This is a genomic window from Pseudomonas sp. JS3066, from assembly GCF_036328175.1.
GTDB lineage: Bacteria > Pseudomonadota > Gammaproteobacteria > Pseudomonadales > Pseudomonadaceae > Metapseudomonas.
Genome location: NZ_CP143312.1, coordinates 3019693 through 3036711, shown reverse-complemented (window position 1 = coordinate 3036711; position 17019 = coordinate 3019693). Strand labels below are relative to the sequence as shown.

Annotated in this window: 16 protein-coding genes; 10 read left to right on the top strand and 6 right to left on the bottom strand. The window is 64.5% G+C overall.

Annotation, left to right across the window (positions count from 1 at the left end; translation table 11 throughout):
• Positions 1–128: 128 nt before the first annotated feature.
• From SA496_RS14095 to SA496_RS14080, 4 genes are all read left to right on the top strand, one after another.
• Positions 129–1082, top strand: coding sequence for a hypothetical protein (locus tag SA496_RS14095; RefSeq protein WP_330115597.1), 954 nt, complete (start codon positions 129–131; stop codon positions 1080–1082).
• Between the two features lie 137 nt (positions 1083–1219).
• On the top strand, positions 1220–1576 hold the full coding sequence (locus SA496_RS14090) for a restriction endonuclease (protein ID WP_330115596.1): 357 nt from the start codon (positions 1220–1222) through the stop codon (positions 1574–1576).
• Positions 1577–2065: 489 nt separating this feature from the next.
• Positions 2066–2251: a hypothetical protein gene (locus tag SA496_RS14085; protein ID WP_120650543.1), complete on the top strand. Its 186-nt coding sequence runs from the start codon at positions 2066–2068 to the stop codon at positions 2249–2251.
• Between the two features lie 86 nt (positions 2252–2337).
• Positions 2338–2637, top strand: a complete 300-nt coding sequence (locus tag SA496_RS14080) for a hypothetical protein (protein ID WP_120650545.1) — start codon at positions 2338–2340, stop codon at positions 2635–2637.
• A 77-nt stretch (positions 2638–2714) separates the two neighbouring features.
• Here the strand turns inward: SA496_RS14080 and SA496_RS14075 are convergent, their stop codons facing one another.
• A complete protein-coding gene (locus tag SA496_RS14075; RefSeq protein ID WP_028627186.1) occupies positions 2715–2993 on the bottom strand; it encodes a peptidylprolyl isomerase in 279 nt (92 codons plus the stop codon).
• A 118-nt stretch (positions 2994–3111) separates the two neighbouring features.
• Between SA496_RS14075 and SA496_RS14070 the strand changes: the two genes are divergently transcribed.
• Both SA496_RS14070 and SA496_RS14065 read left to right on the top strand, forming a co-directional pair.
• Positions 3112–4317: a PilT/PilU family type 4a pilus ATPase gene (locus tag SA496_RS14070; RefSeq protein WP_178123535.1), complete on the top strand. Its 1206-nt coding sequence runs from the start codon at positions 3112–3114 to the stop codon at positions 4315–4317.
• 298 nt (positions 4318–4615) lie between these two features.
• On the top strand, positions 4616–5212 hold the full coding sequence (locus tag SA496_RS14065) for a DJ-1/PfpI family protein (RefSeq protein WP_330115595.1): 597 nt from the start codon (positions 4616–4618) through the stop codon (positions 5210–5212).
• 123 nt (positions 5213–5335) lie between these two features.
• Here the strand turns inward: SA496_RS14065 and SA496_RS14060 are convergent, their stop codons facing one another.
• The gene (locus tag SA496_RS14060) at positions 5336–7291 is read right to left on the bottom strand and encodes an acetoacetate--CoA ligase (RefSeq protein WP_120650549.1); all 1956 of its coding nucleotides are present in this window, start codon (positions 7289–7291) and stop codon (positions 5336–5338) included.
• Between the two features lie 59 nt (positions 7292–7350).
• Positions 7351–8259, bottom strand: a complete 909-nt coding sequence (locus SA496_RS14055; RefSeq protein ID WP_120650550.1) for a LysR family transcriptional regulator — start codon at positions 8257–8259, stop codon at positions 7351–7353.
• Between the two features lie 125 nt (positions 8260–8384).
• On the opposite strand from SA496_RS14055, the gene SA496_RS14050 reads away from it, so the two are divergent.
• From SA496_RS14050 to SA496_RS14035, 4 genes are all read left to right on the top strand, one after another.
• The gene (locus tag SA496_RS14050) at positions 8385–9083 is read left to right on the top strand and encodes a CoA transferase subunit A (RefSeq protein ID WP_120655174.1); all 699 of its coding nucleotides are present in this window, start codon (positions 8385–8387) and stop codon (positions 9081–9083) included.
• 36 nt (positions 9084–9119) lie between these two features.
• Positions 9120–9776, top strand: a complete 657-nt coding sequence (locus SA496_RS14045; protein ID WP_120650552.1) for a CoA transferase subunit B — start codon at positions 9120–9122, stop codon at positions 9774–9776.
• A gap of 144 nt (positions 9777–9920) precedes the next feature.
• Positions 9921–11099: an acetyl-CoA C-acetyltransferase gene (locus tag SA496_RS14040; RefSeq protein ID WP_120650554.1), complete on the top strand. Its 1179-nt coding sequence runs from the start codon at positions 9921–9923 to the stop codon at positions 11097–11099.
• 447 nt (positions 11100–11546) lie between these two features.
• Positions 11547–12965, top strand: coding sequence for a short-chain fatty acid transporter (locus tag SA496_RS14035; protein WP_120650556.1), 1419 nt, complete (start codon positions 11547–11549; stop codon positions 12963–12965).
• A 205-nt stretch (positions 12966–13170) separates the two neighbouring features.
• On the opposite strand, the gene SA496_RS14030 is transcribed toward SA496_RS14035, so the two are convergent.
• The 3 genes from SA496_RS14030 to SA496_RS14020 form a co-directional block, all read right to left on the bottom strand.
• On the bottom strand, positions 13171–14076 hold the full coding sequence (locus SA496_RS14030; protein WP_120650557.1) for a hydroxymethylglutaryl-CoA lyase: 906 nt from the start codon (positions 14074–14076) through the stop codon (positions 13171–13173).
• A gap of 136 nt (positions 14077–14212) precedes the next feature.
• A complete protein-coding gene (locus SA496_RS14025; protein WP_330115594.1) occupies positions 14213–16156 on the bottom strand; it encodes an acetyl/propionyl/methylcrotonyl-CoA carboxylase subunit alpha in 1944 nt (647 codons plus the stop codon).
• A gap of 2 nt (positions 16157–16158) precedes the next feature.
• The gene (locus SA496_RS14020; protein ID WP_120650561.1) at positions 16159–16953 is read right to left on the bottom strand and encodes a gamma-carboxygeranoyl-CoA hydratase; all 795 of its coding nucleotides are present in this window, start codon (positions 16951–16953) and stop codon (positions 16159–16161) included.
• Between the last annotated feature and the right edge of the window lie 66 nt (positions 16954–17019).

Sequence of the window (17019 nt, the reverse complement as noted above, 5' to 3'; positions counted from 1 at the left end):
CTGCTCATCCAGAAGGCGGCCGATGCGAATACCTGGCAGCTGTGGAAGTTCACCTCGATCACCGCCGCAACGGGCTACGTGAAGCTGGGGGTAACCCTGATCGCGACGGTGGCGCCTTCACGACGGCGATGCCCTGCTGCTCGAGTTCGACAACGGGGCCAGCGGCGGCGGGGTCTCACCAACCTGACCGAGTCGAAGGTCACCGCCGCGCCGAACGCGACGTGCCGGTCGTCTCCCTCTCCGTGACCATCACGGAAACCAATGGCGACTTGGCCATTGTGCCGAAGGGCACGGGTGCCCTGCTGGCGTCCGTGCCGAACAATGCGGCTTCGGGCGGCAACAAGCGCGGTGACCGCGCGGTCGACTTCCAGCGCAGCCGCTTCGATGCGACTCAGGTGGCCTCGGGTGCCGATTCCTTTATTGGCGGCGGCGCGTACAACACGTCCAGTGCGCTGAATACGGTAGTGGTCGGCGGCTACCAGAACACCGCCTCCAGCAACTATTCTGCGGTACTCGGCGGCCAGCAGAACACCGCCAGCGGCGTGCATGCCTGCGTGCCCGGGGGCCATAACAGCCTGGCCGATGGCGCAGGCTCCATGGCCGCCGGCATCGATGCGTCCACCCGGGCCATTCGCGGCGCGGCCGCCTACGCAGCCGGGATGTTCTCCAGTCGTGGTGATGCTCAGCGCGCGGAATATGTGCTGCGCCGGCAGACCTCTAACGCCACGCCGGCGCGACTCAGTGCGGATGGATCGAGCACCACAGCGCAGTTCCAGATCACGCCGCCGAACAACAGTGCTTACGCGTTCAGCGGGCTGATCTCGGCGCGGGCCAACTCGGGCAGCGTGACATCCATGTGGGAGATCAAGGGTGCGATCAAGCGCGATGGCTCCGCCGGCACTGCGGCGTTGGTGGGGACGCCCACGGTCACGTTGCTGGGGCAGGACGGCGGCGCTGCGGCCTGGGCGGTCGCGCTTACGGCTGACACCACGACGGGCTGCCTGGCCATTACCGTGACCGGCGCGGCCAGCACCTTCATCAACTGGGTGGCTGAAGTCAGGACTGCCGAGGTGGCCTGGTAAAGCCTTGAAGGTCTGCCTGCCCTCGGCTACCTTGTGCTGGCGCGGCGTTCGCCGTGGCACTCCACCGGCCAGGGTTCCCCGGCCGGTACCGTCTCTGTCCATCGGGCATGCGGATTCCTCAATAGAAGGAGTCGGCCATGTCTGCCCGAAAATCCCTCGCGACACCCCGCGCCCAGGCCTTCAAGGCCCAGCGTGGTCGCTGCTATTACTGCCACCTGCCCATGTGGCAGTCCAATCCCGAACAGTTCGCCGCCCGGCATGGGCTGACCATGGGTCAGGTGCAGGCATTGCGCTGCACCGGTGAGCACCTGGTGGCGCACAAGGATGGCGGTGGAGTGGGACACGGAAACATTGTGGCTGCCTGCTGGTGCTGCAACCACGGGCGGCACGCCCGGAAGGCAGAACTGTCGCCGGAGCAGTTCAAGAATCACGTGGGGAAAAGGATGAAGCGGCAGGGCTGGCACAGCGAAGGGCTGCACCGGCTGAAGGGGTAGGGGATGTGCCCAGAACGGGCGAGAAGGGGCGCACCGAGTGATACCAATTTTGATACCAATCGGTGCGTTTTGGTGGGTGCTCGCGTGCGCTAAACCCTTGATTTATCTACTCTCAGGCAACCGAGAAAACCCCTTCCATACCGCATGGTGATATTTGCGGTGGAGATCACGGTGGAATCCTGAGCTTAGGGCGCACGTAGCGCAAAAAAGGCGCGATTGTAGCGTTTCCGCTGCCATCACGGGGATCGATTGTCGATCCAGCTCGACCAACGGGGTCGTTAGCCTGACGCCGATACGTCGGGCTTCGCTGGCCAGCGCCAATCTGCGGCTGTCGTAAAACAGTCATCCGCTGCCGCTAGCCTGGAGCGGCTTCCACGGCACTTCTCGATGCGTCAGTGCATCGACCCACCGTCAATGGTGCAGCCCAGCACGAACAGCTGGGCTTTTTCTCCCGCCTCGCGGCCGTGGTTTGGATCAACCGGAGCATCCATGGAAATCTCGATCCAGCAGGTCATTCGGGGCGACAGGCTCGAGTGGCTGGTGGAGGCCCTTGGCATGAAAGTGCCGTTCCGCGACCGGGCTTCGGCGCTGGCGTTCGCGGTCCGCTTGCAGGAGCGGGTGGAGGCACCGCATTGGTTGCCGAACCCGGAAAAGAGTGAGGGCATGGAAGGGTGATACGGGTGTGCTGTCGTTTTCAGCTATTGCTTGCAAGGCGTTCGTTGCGGCAAGAATGTGCCTTCAGGACCAGCAGGAGATGGCATGTGAAAAAGACTCTGTTGTTTGGCGCTCTCGCCTTGCAAACCGTCGCCCTGGCGGCAGTGGCGGGGGAGTGGCCGCAAGGTGGCGGCGAGAAGTTCACCCAGGAGTGCGTTGTCAGCGCGGCCCGTCAGGTCCCGCAGGACAAGGCGGTAGCCTACTGCAAGTGCTCCAACAGCATGATGCAGGAGGCATTCACCACCCAGCAGCTGGTGGGGGTGACCGAAGGGCGCAAACCTACCAATGAAGAGCTGACGGTCCTGACCGATATCTCGCGTTCCTGTGCCAGCGAAACCCTTAAATGAGCCAGTAACCAGAGCGTCATATCCAATCCCTAGGATGGGCACTGCGCCACGGACGGTGCCCATCTCCCCGCATTCCCTCACTCCCTGAAGAAAACCTGCACCAGGTGATAGCCGAACTGGCTCTTCACCGGGCCGTGGATGACGCGCACGGGTTTCTTGAAGATCACCTGATCGATCACTCGCACCATCTGGCCGGGGCGTACCTCGCCCAGGTCGCCGCCGCGCTTGGCGGAAGGGCAGATGGAGTGCTTCTTGGCCAGGGTGGCGAAGTCTTCGCCTTTATCCAGGCGTTTCTTCAGCTGTTCGGCTTCCGCCTCGGTCTTGACCAGAATATGGCGGGCAAGGGCCTTGGCCATGGGAATTCCTCTTGGACTGTGGAACGGTTCATTGTGCCAGCACGGGCGGTCGCCATACAGTTGCTGTCCTGTGATCCGCGACGCGGATGCCTTCACACCTGATTGGACGAGCACCCCCATGGACCTCTCCGCGATGCTGAAAATCCTGGCCAGCCAGGATGGTTCCGACCTCTACCTGTCCACGGGCGCGCCGCCCTGTGCCAAGTTCAACGGCCTGTTGCGGCCGCTCAGCAATGAGCCCCTGAAGGCCGGTGACGTGGCCAGGATCGCCGAATCGATCATGGACCCCGAGCAACGGGCCGAGTTCGACCGCGAACTGGAGATGAACCTGGCCATCTCGCTGCCGAACATCGGCCGCTTCCGGATCAATATCTTCCGCCAGCGCAACGAGGTATCCATCGTCGCGCGGAACATCAAGCTGGATATCCCGCGCTTCGAAGACCTCAAGCTGCCCGAAGTGCTGCTCAAGATGGTGATGGAGAAGCGCGGCCTGGTGCTCTTCGTCGGTGGCACTGGCTCCGGCAAGTCCACCTCCCTGGCGGCGCTGATCGACTACCGCAACCGCAACACCGGCGGCCACATCATCACCATCGAAGACCCGGTGGAATACGTGCACCGGCACAAGAAATCCATCATCAACCAGCGCGAGGTGGGGGTGGACACCCGCAGCTTCCACGCCGCGCTGAAGAACACACTGCGCCAGGCGCCGGACGTGATTCTGATCGGCGAGATCCGTGACCGCGAGACCATGGAGCATGCGCTGGCCTTCGCCGATACCGGTCACCTTGCGATCTCCACGCTGCATGCCAACAACGCCAACCAGGCGCTGGACCGCATCATCAACTTCTTCCCCGAAGAACGTCGCCCGCAGTTGCTCAACGACCTGGGCAACAACCTCAAGGCTTTCGTTTCCCAGCGCCTGGTGCGCACACAGGACGGCAAGCGCCGCGCGGCGGTGGAAGTGTTACTGGGTACCTCCACCATCAGCGACCTCATCAAGCGCGGCGAATTCCACTCCATCAAGGAGATCATGGAGAAGTCCCGTGGCCTGGGCATGCAGACCTTCGACCAGGCGCTGTTCGACCTGGTAGTGGAGGGCGCCATTCCCGAAGACGAAGCGATCAAGAACGCCGATTCGGCGAACAACCTGCGCCTGAAGCTCAAGCTCTATCGCGATGGTCCTGCTGCAGCCCCAGCACCGACAGCCCCCGCCCCGGCGCCAGTTGCTGCTCCGAGCGCCACCCAGGATGCCGCCAGCTGGGGGCTGGAGCTGAAGCTGGAAGACCTGGAGGAGGATGGGCCGGAGGAGCCAGCGCCTCGTTAGAAGGTTCGGCCATGGACACCCTGGGGCAGCTTAAGTGTTGCAAGTAGCTGCATTGTCCGTAGGAGCTGGCTTGCCAACGAATGGCCCCTTTTCGCTAGCAAGCTAGCTCCTACAAGGCTCCTGGCAACAGCTAACGCAGACATGGCGATTGAAATCGCCCCCACAGGCAGAATCACGACCGATTCCAGCCCAATAGCGCCCAGCCTGTACGGCCAAATTTAATTGCGTCTGTACATAGCGACTGCGCCCCGACGCGCATAGATTCGCCCCACGCACCAAACCAATCCGGGAGGCCGTGATGCGTATCGCCGTTCTGACGTTCGAAGGTTTCAACGAACTGGACTCCTTTGTTGCCGCTGGCCTGCTCAACCGCATGCGCGGGGAGGGCTGGAAGGCGGAAATTACGTCCCCCAGCGAGTGGGTCACTTCGATGAACGGCGTGCGGGTTCAGGCCCAGCAGCCGCTGGAGTTCGCCAACAGTGCCGATGTGGTGCTGTTCGGTAGCGGCATCCTGACGCGCGACATCGCCAAGGACCGCAGCATCCTCGACCGCCTGCAGCTGGACCCGCAGCGTCAACTGATCGGCTCGCAATGCTCCGGAGCCCTGCTGATGGCCAGGCTCGGTCTGCTGGGCGGCCTGCCGGCCTGCACCGACCTCACCGCCAAGCCCTGGGTGATCGACGCCGGTGTGCAGGTACTCGACCAGCCGTTCTTCGCCAGTGGCAACCTGGCCACCGCCGGCGGCTGCCTGTCCGCGCCCTATCTGGCGGCCTGGGTGATCGCCAAGCTGGCGGGCGAGGATGCCTGCGCCACGGCGCTGCACTATGTGGCGCCGGTGGGCGAGAAGGAGGCGTACATGGAGCGGGCCCTGGGTGTGATTCGGCCCTACCTGTAGGCGCGATGAATGCTTCTGTAGGGCCGATTTCAATCGCCAAGGGCGGAGCAACTGCTCCCAGGGCCAGAGGCTGGACCTTCGGCCCGGGTGGCGAATGAATTCGCCCCTACGGGTGTTCGGCCTTCAGATTCGGAGCTCCGGCAGGTCACGGTACAACTCCAGCGCCTGCGGATTGGCCAGGGCATCGGTGTTCTTCACCGGTCGGCCATGCACCACGTTGCGTACCGCCAGTTCCACGATCTTGCCGCTCAGGGTGCGGGGGATGTCGGCCACGGCGATGATCTTTGCCGGCACATGGCGCGGGCTGGTGTTGGCGCGGATCACCTGGCGGATGCGTTCGCGCAGGGCATCGTCCAGCGGCACGCCGTCACGCAGGCGCACGAAGAGCACCACGCGCACGTCATTTTCCCAGTCCTGTCCAATGGCGATGGACTCCAGCACGTCCTCTATTTTCTCCACCTGGCGATAGATCTCCGCGGTGCCGATGCGCACGCCGCCAGGGTTGAGCACCGCGTCGGAGCGCCCGTGGATCACCAGGCCACCGCGCGGGGTTTCCTCGGCATAGTCGCCATGCGCCCAGACGCCGGGGAAGGTGTCGAAGTAGGCGGCCTTGAACTTCGCGCCGTCCACGTCGTTCCAGAAACCCACCGGCATCGACGGGAAGTGCCGCGCACAGACCAGTTCGCCTTTCTCGCCGAACACACGCCTGCCATCTTCGTTCCACACCTGCACGTCCATCCCCAGGCCCTTGCATTGCAGTTCGCCGCGCCATACCGGCAGTACCGGATTGCCCAGGGCGAAGCAGGACACGATGTCCGTTCCGCCAGAAATGGAGGACAGGCAGAGCTCGCCCTTGATGTCGCGGTAGACGTACTCGAAGCTCTCGTGGGACAGCGGCGATCCGGTGGAGAGCAACGCCTTGAGCCGTTCCAGGCGGTGGCTCTGGCGCGGCTTGACACCGGCTTTCTCCAGCGCGGCCAGGTACTTGGCGCTGGCGCCGAAGATGCTGATGCCCTCGGCATCGATCAGGTCCATCAGGCGTTCCGGCGCGGGGTGGAACGGCGAGCCGTCATAGAGCACCAGAGTGGCGCCCAGGGCGAGGCCCGACACCAGCCAGTTCCACATCATCCAACCGCAGGTGGTGAAGTAGAACAGGGTGTCCGATGTCGTCAGATCGCAATGCAGGCCGTGCTCCTTGACGTGCTGCAGCAGGGTGCCGCCGACACCGTGGACGATGCACTTGGGTACCCCGGTAGTGCCGCTGGAATAGAGGATGTACAGCGGCTGGTCGAAGGGGACGGGGGTGAACGCGGGCTCGCCACCGGGCTGGTAGAAGTCGTTCCACAGGGCGACTCGTGCGCGTGTGGTGAAGTCCGTCGGGCGGGTCTCGGCTCGGGAATAGGGCACCACCACCAACTGCTCCAGCCAGGGCATGCGCTCGAGGACTTCATTCAGCTTGTCGGTCAGGTCCAGGTTCTTGCCCGCATAGCGGTACCCGGCGGCGGCGATCAGCACCTTCGGCTCGATCTGGCCGAAGCGGTCGATCACACCATGGGTGCCGAAGTCCGGCGAACAAGAGGACCAGGTAGCACCCAGGCTGGTGGCGGCGAGCATGCCCACCACGGCCTGCCAGGTATTGGGCATGAAGACTGCGACCCTGTCACCGACTCCCACGCCCATGGCCTTCAGGCTCTGCTGCAGGCCCGCGACGTGTGCGACCAGTTCGTTGTAGGTCAGTTGCACGCGGCTGCCGTCCTCGCCAATGGCCACCAGGGCAGGGTGGTTGTCGCGGCGTCGCAGCAGGTGCTCGGCGAAGTTCAGAGTCGCGCCGGGGAACCAGCGGGCACTGGGCATGGCTGGGCCTTCCTCCAGCACCGTGTCGGGTGGCGTGGAGAATCGGATGTCGAAGAACTCCATCAGTGCCTGCCAGAAGGCTTCGCGGCGGTCCAGGCTCCACGCGTGCAGGGCAGGGTAGTCGGGCAGGTCCAGGCCGTGGCGCTGGCACACCTTGCGGCGGAAGGCGTCCATGCGCGTAGCGGCGATCCGCACCGGGCTTGGGGTCCACAGTGGCTGATCCATCTGCGCATCCTCATCGAGTGATCAGGGTCGACCGGTTGCTATTCAGCATAGGCCCTGGCTCAGGGGCGGGTCAGGTCGAGGCGGCTCCAGTCGGGCGCGTGCAGCAGCACGTCGCTGAGTGCCTGGGCTGCGGTGGAGAGCTTGTGCTCGGCCAAGCGCAGCAGCCCTACCCGGCGCTCGACCTGCGGACTGTGCAGGGCAATGCAACGGGCGCCCAGTTCTTCCATCTGCCGAATGCACAGGCTGGGCACGGCGCTCACGCCCAGACCTTGGGCGACCATCCGGCCCACTGTCACCAACTGATGGCTCTCGAAGGCCACCGGCAGACGTCCGTACTGCGGGGCGAGCACCTCCTCCAGCATCAGCCGCACCGCTGACGGGCGCTGCAGGGTGATGAAGTTGCCTTGCAGCAGTTCCGCCCAGCCGATGTCGGCGCGCTGGGCCAGCTCGCAGTCTCCCGGCACCACGGCGACGAAGCGGTCGGTGTAGAAGGGCGTGAAGTCGAGGCCGTCGAGGGAATCCGGTTCGAAGGCGATGCCCATTTCCACCCGACGGTTGCGCACCATTTCCAGTACTTGCTCGTTGATCACGTCGTGGACTGCCACGTTGACCTTGGGATGCTGGTCGCGGAAGGCCTTCAGTGCGGCCGGCAGCAGGTTGCCGGCGAACGAAGGCATCGCGGCGATAGAGACCTTGCCCAGTTGCAGGGTGAAGTGCTGACGCAGCAGTTCCTCGGCGTTGTCCCAATCCGCCAACAGGCGCCGGGCGATGGGCAGCAGGGTTTCGCCTTCGGGGGTCAGGGCCACGCTACGGGTGGTACGCACCAGTAACTGGCCGCCTAGGGAATCCTCCAGGTTCTTGATCGCCAGGCTAAGGGCCGGCTGCGACAGGTGTAGCCGCTCGCAGGCCTGAGCGAAGCTCAGGCTCTGCGCCACGGCAAGGAAGGCACGCAGCTGTTTGATGGTCATTGATTTGGTTTGCTTATTAATCGTTAGGAAAAACAAACTTAACAAATCAGTCTTGTCAGGAGAAGCTCTGGCCCACTCACCGGCGGCACTCCGTCGCGACCAATAAAGACAAGAGGCACATGAGCATGAGTGGACTCGACAAGCGCGTTTACAGCTACGAGGAAGCCCTGGACGGGCTGACCGACAACATGACCGTCCTGGCCGGTGGTTTCGGCATCTGTGGCATTCCCGAGAACCTGATCGCCGAGATCCGCCGTCGTGGCGTCAAGGGCCTCACCGTGGTTTCCAACAACTGCGGTATCGATGGATTCGGCCTGGGCGTACTGCTCGAAGACCGCCAGATTCGCAAGATGATTGCCTCCTACGTGGGCGAGAACGCCCTGTTCGAAAAGCAGCTGCTCAGCGGCGAACTGGAAGTCGAACTGACTCCCCAAGGCACCCTCGCCGAGAAGATGCGCGCAGGTGGTGCCGGCATCCCGGCCTTCTTCACCGCCACCGGCTACGGCACCCCGGTTGCCGAAGGCAAGGAAGTGCGTGAGTTCAACGGTCGCAAGTTCATCCTCGAGCCGTCGATTACCGGCGACTTCGCCATCGTCAAAGGCTGGAAGGCCGATCACTTCGGTAACGTGATCTATCGCCACACCGCGCAGAACTTCAACCCGCTGGCGGCCACCGCCGGCCGTATCACCGTGGTCGAGGTGGAAGAAATCGTCGAGCCGGGCGAACTGGATCCGGCACACATCCATACTCCCGGCATCTATGTCGATCGCATCATCCAGGGCAGCTTCGAGAAGCGCATCGAAAAGCGCACCGTTCGCTCCTGATCCTGACCACGACAAAAAGAATTCGAGGAAACCGACATGGCACTGACCCGCGAACAGATGGCCCAGCGCGTGGCCCGCGAACTGAAAGACGGCTACTACGTGAACCTGGGGATCGGCATCCCGACCCTGGTCGCCAACTACGTGCCCGAAGGCATGGAAGTGATGCTGCAGTCCGAGAACGGCCTGCTGGGCATGGGCGCGTTCCCTACCGACGCTGAAGTCGACGCCGACATGATCAACGCCGGCAAGCAGACCGTAACCGCGGTGAAGGGTGCTTCTATCTTCTCCTCCGCCGAGTCCTTCGCGATGATCCGTGGCGGTCACGTGGACCTCACCGTGCTCGGTGCGTTCGAAGTGGACGTGCAGGGCAACATCGCCTCCTGGATGATCCCGGGCAAGCTGGTCAAGGGTATGGGCGGCGCCATGGACCTGGTGGCCGGTGCCGACAACATCATCGTCACCATGACCCATGCGTCCAAGGAGGGTGAGTCCAAGCTGCTGGAGAGCTGCTCGCTGCCGCTGACCGGCGCCGGCTGCATCCGCAAGGTGCTGACCGACCTGGCTTACCTGGAGATCGAGAATGGCGCTTTCATCCTGCGTGAAACCGCACCGGGTGTGAGCATCGCCGAGATCGCCGAGAAAACTGCCGGCCGCCTGATCGTCCCGGACGACGTGGTCGAAATGACGTTCTGATTGCTCTGCCGCTCTGGAGGAGGCCACCACGCATGGCGCTCCTCCGGCGCGGTTTTTTTAATGTATTTGCAGGAGCGAGCTTGCTCGCGAAGATCGCTTCGATTCGCGAGCAAGCTCGCTCCTGCGTATCAAATGGAGTCCTCCATGCAAGACGTCGTAATCGTTGCCGCCACCCGTACCGCCATTGGCAGCTTCCAGGGTGCCCTGGCCAACATTCCCGCCCATGAACTGGGTGCTGCCGTAATCCGTCAGCTGCTGGCCCAGACCGGTTTGAAAGGCGAGCAGGTCGATGAAGTGATCCTCGGCCAGGTACTCACCGCCGGTGCCGGCCAGAACCCGGCGCGCCAGGCCGCCATCCTCGCCGGCCTGCCCGTCGAAGTACCGGCCATGAGCCTGAACAAGCTCTGCGGCTCTGGCCTCAAGGCCCTGCACCTGGGCATCCAGGCGATTCGCTGCGGTGATGCCGAAGTGATCATCGCCGGCGGCCAGGAAAGCATGAGTCTGGCGCCCTACATCCTTCCGGCAGCCCGCACCGGCATGCGCATGGGCCACGCCAAGGCCCTGGACAGCATGATCCATGACGGCCTGACCGACGCCTTCAACGGCTATCACATGGGCGTTACCGCCGAAAACCTGGTGGAGAAGTACGGCCTGACCCGCGAGCAGCAGGACGCTTTCGCCGCCGCTTCCCAGCAGAAGGCCGCCGCCGCCATCGAGGCCGGGCGTTTCAAGGATGAGATCACCCCCATCCTGATTCCGCAGAAGAAGGGCGACCCCGTCGCCTTCGACACCGACGAAGGCCCGCGTGCCGGCACCACCGCCGAGTCCCTGGCCAAGCTGAAGCCAGCCTTCAAGAAGGACGGCAGCGTCACTGCCGGCAATGCCTCCACCCTCAACGATGGCGCTGCCGCTGTGGTGCTGATGAGCGCCAACAAGGCCGAGTCCCTGGGGCTGCCGGTGCTGGCGCGGATCAAGGCCTACGCCAACTCCGGCGTCGACCCGGCCATCATGGGCATCGGCCCGGTGACCGCTACCCGTCGTTGCCTGGACAAGGCCGGCTGGAACCTCGCTGACCTGGACCTGATCGAAGCCAACGAAGCCTTCGCCGCGCAGTCGCTGTCGGTCGGCAAGGAGCTGGGTTGGGACATGGCCAAGGTCAACGTCAACGGCGGCGCCATCGCCCTGGGTCACCCCATCGGCGCTTCCGGCTGCCGCGTACTGGTGAGCCTGCTGCACGAAATGATCAAGCGCGACGCGAAGAAGGGTCTTGCCACCCTCTGCATCGGCGGTGGCATGGGCGTGTCCCTGGCCATCGAGCGCTAAGCCGCAACACATTCGACCCGCGCTGCGGGTCATGTAGGGTGGAAATCGCTTTTGATTTCCACCCTAGGCGCTACGTCCGGACTCCGATGGTGGATCGATGAAGCGTGATCCACCCTCCGGTAGCTTCACCCTCGTAGGTTGGCGCTGAGTTAGGCGGGCCCAATCGTTGGGCCTCGCAGGCTCGGACCAACCTACGGCTGCTTCACCTATAACTAGAAAGTTCCAACGGACCGGGCCCACCTGGTCCTCGCAAGGCCATCACGCACGAGCCCAAGGCCGAACGGTCACGGGCACCAGACCTCGCCATGCCCCAATAGGGCGTGGCGTCGTCGTTTCAGACAGAAAGAGGGCAAAGACCCTCGGATTCGACCAAGACCACTGTCCCGGCGCCCGGCTGCAATTGCGGCTGGGCGATTGCCGATAAAAACAACACTCCCGAGGTACCCGATGGCCACACAACTTCAAGAAAGCCGCTCAGCACGCTTTGCCATGCGTTGCTCCGCCTGGGCGGAACGCTGGTTCCCCGACTCCTGGGTCTTCGCCGCAGTTGCCGTACTGCTGGTTACCGTCGCTGCCTTGGGCATGGGTGCCCCGGCCAGCCAGGCCGCCAAGGCCTTCGGCGACGGATTCTGGAGCCTGATTCCCTTCACCATGCAAATGGCCTTCGTGGTCATTGGTGGCTACGTGGTCGCCAGCTCCGGCCCGGCCTCGCGCCTGATCGACCTGTTGGCACGCGTGCCGAAGAACGGCCGTTCTGCCGTGTGCTGGGTGGCGCTGATCTCCATGGTCGCGTCACTGTTGAACTGGGGCCTCTCCCTGGTGTTCGGAGGCCTGCTGGTACGCGCGCTGGCCCGCCGTGAAGAGCTCAAGATGGACTACCGAGCCGCCGGTGCCGCCGCCTACCTGGGCCTGGGCGCCGTGTGGGCACTGGGGCTTTCGTCCTCGGCCGCGCAGCTGCAGGCCAACCCGGCCAGCTTACCGCCGTCGATCCTCGCCATCACTGGCGTGATCCCCTTCACCGAAACCATCTTCCTCTGGCAGTCGGGCGTGATGCTGCTGGCGCTGGTCGTCGTGTCGCTGATCATTGCCTACATGACCGCACCCAGTGCCGCCAGCGCCCGTGACGCCAAGGCCTGCGGCATTGACCCAAGCTTCACCGCACCGCCGCAGGTCAAGCCGACCCGTCCGGGCGAATGGCTGGAACACAGCCCATTGCTGATCATCCTGCTGGTGGCTCTGGCGGGTGGCTGGCTGGCCCAGGAGTTCGCCAGCAAGCCGGCGATCACCGCCATCTCCGGCCTGAACACCTACAACCTGCTGTTCATCATGGCTGGCGCTTTGCTGCACTGGCGCCCGCGCAGCTTCCTGGATGCCGTGGCCCGCGCTGTGCCCACCACCACCGGCGTGCTGATCCAGTTCCCGCTGTACGGCTCCATCGCCGCCATCATGACTACCGTGAACGGCAGTGACGGTCAGACCCTGGCACACCACATCTCCACCTTCTTCGTGCAGATCGCCAACCACGACACCTATGCGCTGCTGATGGGGGTGTATTCGGCCGTACTGGGCTTCTTCATCCCATCCGGTGGCGGCAAGTGGATCATCGAGGCGCCCTATGTGATGCAGGTGGCCAATGAGCTGCAATACCACCTGGGCTGGTCGGTGCAGATCTACAACGCCGCCGAGGCGCTGCCGAACCTGATCAACCCGTTCTACATGCTGCCTCTGCTGGGCGTTCTGGGCCTGAAGGCGCGCGATCTGATCGGCTTCTCCTTCGTCCAATTGCTGGTGCACATCCCGCTGGTGATGGTGCTGCTGTGGGCGCTGGGTACGACGCTGACGTATGTGCCGCCGGTCATGCCCTGAGGGTAAGGAGGGAAGGCATCCCTCACCCGATCACGTCGCGCAATCCTGAACGGTCGCACGGACAGCCCCCTCTCCCTAAGGGAGAGGGTTGGGGTGAGGGGGCATGCCTTTCACCCAACAAGACCTTCAGATTGAAACCGTAGCCGGAGCGCTACGCACTCCTTGGCGAATGAATTCGCCCCTGTAGCGGAGGGGCGAACCGCTATCAGCCCCTCTTCGCCAGAATGGCTCGCGCCACCCGCGAGCCATTTTCCTTGCCGAGCACTGCGCAGATGCGTTGGCCGGCGTCCACCAGCCTGCCCATGTCGATGCCGGTCTCGATGCCCATGCCATTGAGCAGGTAGAGCACGTCCTCGGTGGCGACGTTGCCGGTAGCGCCCTTGGCATAGGGGCAACCGCCCAGCCCCGCGACCGAGCTGTCGAACACGGCGATGCCTTCCAACAGGCTGGCATGAATGTTCGCCACGGCCTGGCCGAAGGTGTCGTGGAAGTGACCGGCGAGCCTGTCGCGCGGCACGCGCGTACCCACCACGTTGATCAGGTGGCGGGTTGCGCCAGCGGTGCCGGTGCCGATGGTGTCGCCCAGGGAAACTTCGTAGCAGCCCATGGCGTAGAGCTCGGCGGCGACGGCGGCCACCTGCTCGGCGGGCACCTCACCGTCATAGGGACAGCCCAGCACGCAGGACACGTAGCCACGCACGCTGATGCCATTGGCCTTGGCCGCTTCCATCACCGGCAGGAAACGTTCCAGGCTCTCGGCGATCGAGCAGTTGATGTTCTTCTGCGAGAAGGACTCGGATGCGGCGGCGAACACCGCCACTTCCTTCACTCCAGCTTCCACCGCGGCTTCGAAGCCTTTCAGGTTCGGCGCCAGAGCCGCGTAGGTCACGCCGGCCTTGCGCTGAATCTGCGCGAAGACTTCGGCGGAACCTGCCATCTGCGGCACCCACTTGGGCGATACGAAACTGCCGACTTCGACATAGCCGAGGCCGGCGGCGGTGAGATCGTCCACCAGGCGCACCTTATCGGCGACGCTGATGGGGTGTTTCTCGTTCTGCAGGCCATCGCGCGGGCCGACTTCGACCAGGCGAACCTTGCTGGGAATAGTCATTGCGTCATCTCTCGAGTCAGGGTGTCCGGCTTTGCAAGCCCGGCACCAACCTACGACCTAAATGCATTGGTGCGCACGGCGCACCCTACATCCGGGATCTCCCAGGTAGGGTGCGCCGTGCGCGCCGGACAAGGCGTCAGGCCTCCTCCAGCTCCACCAGCGCGGTGCCTTCGTTGACCAGCTCGCCCTCGGTGCAATACAGCGCCTTGACCACGCCGTCGTGGGGCGCGCGGATGCTGTGTTCCATCTTCATGGCTTCGAGCACCACCAGGGCGGTACCGGCCTCGACTTTCTGGCCGGCCTCCACCAGGACGCGCACGATACTGCCGTTCATGGGCGCCGTCAGCCCGCCGTGATGGGCGTGGCTGGCTTCCACTTCCTCGATGGGGTCGACGCGGGTGACGCTGCGCAGTTCGCCGTTCCATTCCAGGTAGAGGTTTTCACCGCGACGGATCGCCAGGTGCTGGCGGCGCAGGCTGTCCTGCTCCAGGGTGATCTGTTCGCCCTTGAGCTGGATCGGGCTGGCGGCGGTGCCGCGCAGGCGCACCACCTGGCGCTCGTCACCGCAGGCCAGGTGCAGGTCGGTTTCGCTCGGCAGGCCAGCGCGCCAGCCGCTGTTGCGGCTCCAGGGCGAGTGCGGGTCGTCGCCGCGCACGCGCTCGGCTTCGCCCTGGCGGAAGGCTTCGCCAGCCACCTGCCAGAAGGCCGGGGGCAGGGCGGTCGGGGCGGGAAGCAGCTGCTCCTGGTGACGGGCGATGAAGCCGGTGTCCAGTTCCGCCTCGGCGAAGGCCGGATGGGCCAGTACGCGACGCAGGAAGGCCAGGTTGGTCTTGAAGCCGCCCACGGCGGTTTCGTCGAGCATCGCCAGCAGGCGTTGACGGGCTTCTTCGCGGTTCTCGCCCCAGGCGATCAGCTTGGCCAGCATCGGGTCGTAGAAGGGCGATACCTCGTCGCCTTCGGCCACACCGCTGTCCACACGACGGCCTGGGCCGGCGTTGGCTTCGCGGTAGAGGGCGAGGCGGCCGCTGGCGGGCAGGAAGTCCTGGTCCGGGTCTTCGGCATAGAGGCGCACTTCGATGGCGTGCCCGATCAGTGGCACCTGTTCCTGGGTGATGGGCAGCGCTTCACCACGAGCAACGCGAATCTGCCAGGCCACCAGGTCCAGGCCGGTGATGGCTTCGGTAACCGGGTGCTCCACTTGCAGGCGGGTGTTCATCTCCATGAAGAAGAAGTCGCCGCGTTCATCCAGCAGGAATTCCACGGTGCCCGCACCCACGTAACCGATGGCCTGGGCGGCGCGCACGGCGGACTCACCCATGGCCTTGCGGATTTCCGGCGAGAGGCCGGGCGCGGGCGCTTCTTCCACGACTTTCTGGTGACGGCGCTGGATGGAGCAATCGCGCTCGTTCAGGTACAGGCAGTTGCCATGGCTGTCGGCGAACACCTGGATTTCCACGTGGCGCGGCTTGAGGACGTACTTCTCCACCAACATGCGCGAGTCGCCAAAGGCGGACTGGGCTTCACGCTGGGCGGAGGCCAGCGCTTCGGCCAGTTCGCTTTCACGCTCGACCACCTTCATGCCCTTACCGCCGCCACCCGCGGCGGCTTTCAGCAGCACCGGGTAGCCGATGCGTTCGGCGGCGGTGCGGAAGGTTTCCAGGTCCTGGGCTTCGCCGTGGTAGCCGGGCACCAGCGGTACGCCGGCGGCTTCCATCAGCGCTTTGGCGGCGGACTTGCTGCCCATGGCGTCGATGGCGGTGGCCGGCGGGCCAAGGAAGATCAGCCCGGCATCAGCGATGGCGCGGGCGAAACCGGCGTTCTCCGAGAGGAAACCGTAGCCGGGGTGGATGGCCTGTGCGCCGCTGGCCTTGGCGGCGGCGATCAGCTTGTCCACCAGCAGGTAGCTTTCCGCTGGCTTGGCGCCACCCAGGTCGACGGCGATATCGGCTTCGCGCACATGGCGGGCGTTGCGGTCGATGGCGCTGTGCACGGCGACGGTTCGGATACCCAGCGCCTTGGCAGTGCGCATGACGCGGCAGGCAATCTCACCGCGGTTGGCGATCAGCAGGGTGGTGATCATTGTTATTGCTCCTGCCAGGACGGTTTGCGTTTTTCCAGGAAGGCGCGCAGGCCCTCCTGACCTTCGGGGCTTACACGGATGCGGGCGATGGCGCTTTCGGTGTAGCGGCGCAGGTTGGGGCTGAGAACGCCACTACCGACTTCGCGCAGCAGATCCTTGGTGGCGCTCATGGCCTGCGGGCTGTTCTGCAGCAGATTGGCGGTCCAGGCCTCCAGCGCCTGATCCAGCTCCTCGGCCGGATAGCACTCGGCGAGCAGGCCGAGTTCGCGGGCACGTTCGCCGCTGAAGCGCTCGGCGGTCAGGGCATAGCGGCGCGCAGCGCGTTCACCGATGGCCTGGACCACGAAGGGGCTGATCACTGCCGGCGCAAGGCCGATACGCACTTCCGACAGGGAGAACTGCGCGTCCACCGCACCGATGGCCATATCGCAGCAACTGATCAGGCCCAGAGCGCCCCCAAAGGCGGCGCCTTGCACCACGGCCAGGGTGGGCACCTTGAGGTGGTAGAGGTTGTACATCAGCTCGGCCAGTTCGCGGGAATCGTCGAGGTTGGCGTTGTAGTCGAGCTGGGCGGATTCCTGCATCCAGGCCAGGTCCGCACCGGCGGAGAAATGCCGGCCACGGCCGCGCAGGATCAGGAAGCGCACCTTGCCCTGGTCCTTGATGGCGTCCAGGGCGAGGATCAGTTCGCGGATCATCCCGGCGTTGAAGGCGTTGTTCTTCTCCGGGCGGTTGAGCCAGAGGGTGGCGACGCCGTTGTCGGCGAAGTCCAGTTGCAGCGTGGTGAAGTCGGTCATCGTGCTCTCCTGTAGGAGCGAACTTGCTCGCGATCAGCGGTGGTTCCCGGGTTCGCCAGCAAGCTG